The sequence below is a fragment of the Mesorhizobium sp. M7A.F.Ca.CA.002.05.1.1 genome, from assembly GCF_003998335.1.
Taxonomy (GTDB): Bacteria; Pseudomonadota; Alphaproteobacteria; order Rhizobiales; family Rhizobiaceae; genus Mesorhizobium.
The window spans coordinates 1-2,691 of the sequence record NZ_RZQI01000810.1; the positions used below are offsets into that span (position 1 = coordinate 1).

Annotated in this window: 1 protein-coding gene and 1 pseudogene; one reads left to right on the forward strand and one right to left on the reverse strand. The window is 63.5% G+C overall.

Annotated features, from left to right (window positions below; genetic code table 11):
* Positions 1–172 precede the first annotated feature (172 nt).
* Entirely contained in the window at positions 173–2,191 is a 2,019-nt protein-coding gene (locus tag EN939_RS28810) for a thioredoxin domain-containing protein (protein WP_127271099.1), read from the reverse strand.
* Positions 2,192–2,255: 64 nt separating this feature from the next.
* Between EN939_RS28810 and EN939_RS28815 the strand changes: the two are divergent.
* Positions 2,256–2,691, forward strand: a pseudogene (locus tag EN939_RS28815) (tRNA uridine-5-carboxymethylaminomethyl(34) synthesis GTPase MnmE); the annotation flags it as partial.

Sequence of the window (2,691 nt, forward strand, 5' to 3'; positions counted from 1 at the left end):
AAGCTCATTGACGGTTGTAGCCGGAGGGGCAGCGGGCGACTTCGCCAAGCCTCGGGCCGGATGGCCATCCGGCCCGAGGCTCAATCGCTTCCATCGCACATAATCATCTCGTGCAGATACAAGGGGCGGCGCCAGCGCCGCAATTTTGGGCTGATCGAGCAGTGCGTTGCCCTTATAGCCCTCGCAACAATCGTTCCAACTCTTCAGCATCCGTCACGACCGGTAAACACACCTGCCCAGTACACAGCCATGCACCCGCCTCGTTGGTCGGCGGCAGGATTCCGCCAGGCAGCAAGGGTCGATTCGTACCCGTACCGATCGGCAGGACAATGTCGACGCGGCGTGGGTCCGGACTTCGATTCGCAACCGGAACGAGCTTTGGATCGTCAAGCGCATCGACGATGACCAGTTTTAGCGGCTCGATCGCCAGCGCGCAGGCGTTGACGATGCCGGCTTGGCCATAGGCCTGGTGGGCCGCGCGGCCGGCGGCGTGCTCGGCAACTTGCCAGGCCCTTTCCTGCAGCTCGAGATCGCCCGTGACGGAGGCCAGCCGGACCAGTGCCTCGATGATCTGGCCGGTGGCGGACGGAATGGCCTCGTCGACATCGCCGCGGATGCGGATCGGCACGTCGGTGCTGTCCGAGGCGGTCAGGTAATACCCCGTCTTTTCGGTATCGGCGTGCCAATGGTCGAGCTGCTTGATAAACTGGCCGGCCTGGTCGACATAGCTCCAATTCCCAGTGGCCTCGAACAGCGAGATCGCTGCGTTGGCCATGGCGGCATAGTCGCTGGACAAAGCAGGGAATAGTTTTCTGGCGCCGAGCATCGAATGCGGCAGACGGCTGTCGCGGCCGGCGGTGCTGATGTGGGCAAAGGCCTTTGCCGCCGCATCGATCCAGTCAGGCCGCGCCAGCGAACGGCCGGCCTCTGCAAGCGCTGCGATCATCTGGCCGTTCCAGTCGGTGAGGGTCTTTGCGTCAAGACCGGGCCTGACCCGCTGTTCCCGCACGGTGAGGAGTTTCGCCTTGAGCGGGCCGAGCTCTGCGCGATCGATCACATAGTGCGATTGCTGGGACAGGGTTTGGTGGACGACCGGCTTGCCTTCCCAGCCGTGCGGGCTGGAGAGCGTGAAGTGCTTGAAAAACAAGGCAGAATCGTCGACGAGGGCGGCCTCGATCTCGTCTTGGCTCCAGGTGTAGAACAGTCCTTCCTCGCCGTCGCTGTCGGCATCGAGACTGGCGGCAAAGGCGCCGCCGTCAACGCGCATCTCGCGCAGCAGCCAGCCGATCGTCTCTTCGATTCGGACCCGGAACAACCCGTTGCCGCTTGCGGCATGGGCCCAGTTGCAGAAGCGGATCAGCTGGGCATTGTCGTAAAGCATCTTTTCGAAATGCGGCACCAGCCATTCGGCGTCGGTCGAGTAACGGCTGAGCCCGCCGCCGATATGATCGTAAATGCCGCCGCTGACCATCTGTTCGAGGCTGTTGAGAACGTCGTCGCGATGGCTGGCGTTGCCGTCGCGCAGCCAGGACAGCCACAGCGTTTGCATGAACGGCGCATTGGGGAATTTCGGCGCGCCACGCAAGCCGCCCAGATCGCGGTCGATCATGCCGTCTATGCCCTTGGCAAGCTCAGCCAGCGTGTCGCGATCGAGCCCTGTTCTCGCGTGCAATCCGGCGAGCCGTGCCTGGACATGTGTGGTCAGGCCGTCGGCGCTCTGGTTGAGGCTCGCCCGCTTCTCGCGCCAGGCCTTGTCCACCGCCTCCATCACCTGGATGAAACCGGGGCGGCCATAGCGTGGCTCGCGCGGAAAGTAGGTGCCGCCCCAGAACGGCTTGCCGTCCGGCGTCAGGAACATGGTTAGTGGCCAGCCACCCTGCTCGCCCATCGAGGACAGCGCCGCCATATAGATCTGGTCGATGTCGGGGCGTTCCTCGCGGTCGACCTTGATATTGACGAACAGACGGTTCATGACGGCGGCGACACCATCGTCCTCGAAGCTTTCATGCGCCATGACGTGGCACCAGTGGCAGGCGGCATAGCCGACCGAGAGCAGGATCGGCCTGTCCAGCGCCTTGGCCTCCTCGAGCGAAGCCGGCGACCAGGCCCGCCAGTGGACGGGATTGCCGCTGTGCTGCTGCAAATAGGGGCTGGCTTCTTCAGCAAGCAGGTTTTGCGCGGGCAGCGTCACTGGGCAAACTCGGGTGCGATTGGCTGATGGGCGTAAAGCTAGGGCGGTTCGGTAGAGCGGGCAAATGATTTCAGGCGATTCCATCGTAGCGCTGTCGAGCGGCCGGCTCCCGGCCGGCGTCGCCGTCATCCGTATTTCCGGCCCGCAGACTCGATTCGTAGTCGAAACGATTGCCGGGGGTATTGTTAAGCCCCGCGTCGCGGTCTTGCGCAGATTCAGGGCGCCCGATGGAACCGTGCTCGATAACGGCTTGGTCGTTTTCTTTCCCAATCCGGCCAGTTTCACCGGCGAGGATGTGGCGGAATTCCACGTTCATGGCGGACGCGCCGTGGTGGCCAGGATGCTGGAGACGATTACTGGTTTCGACGGCGTCAGGCACGCGGAACCGGGCGAATTCACGCGCCGCGCCTTTCTCAACGGCAAGGTCGACCTGGTTGAGACCGAGGCCCTGGCGGATCTCGTCAACGCTGAAACCGAGGCGCAGCGGCGTTTTGCTGTCC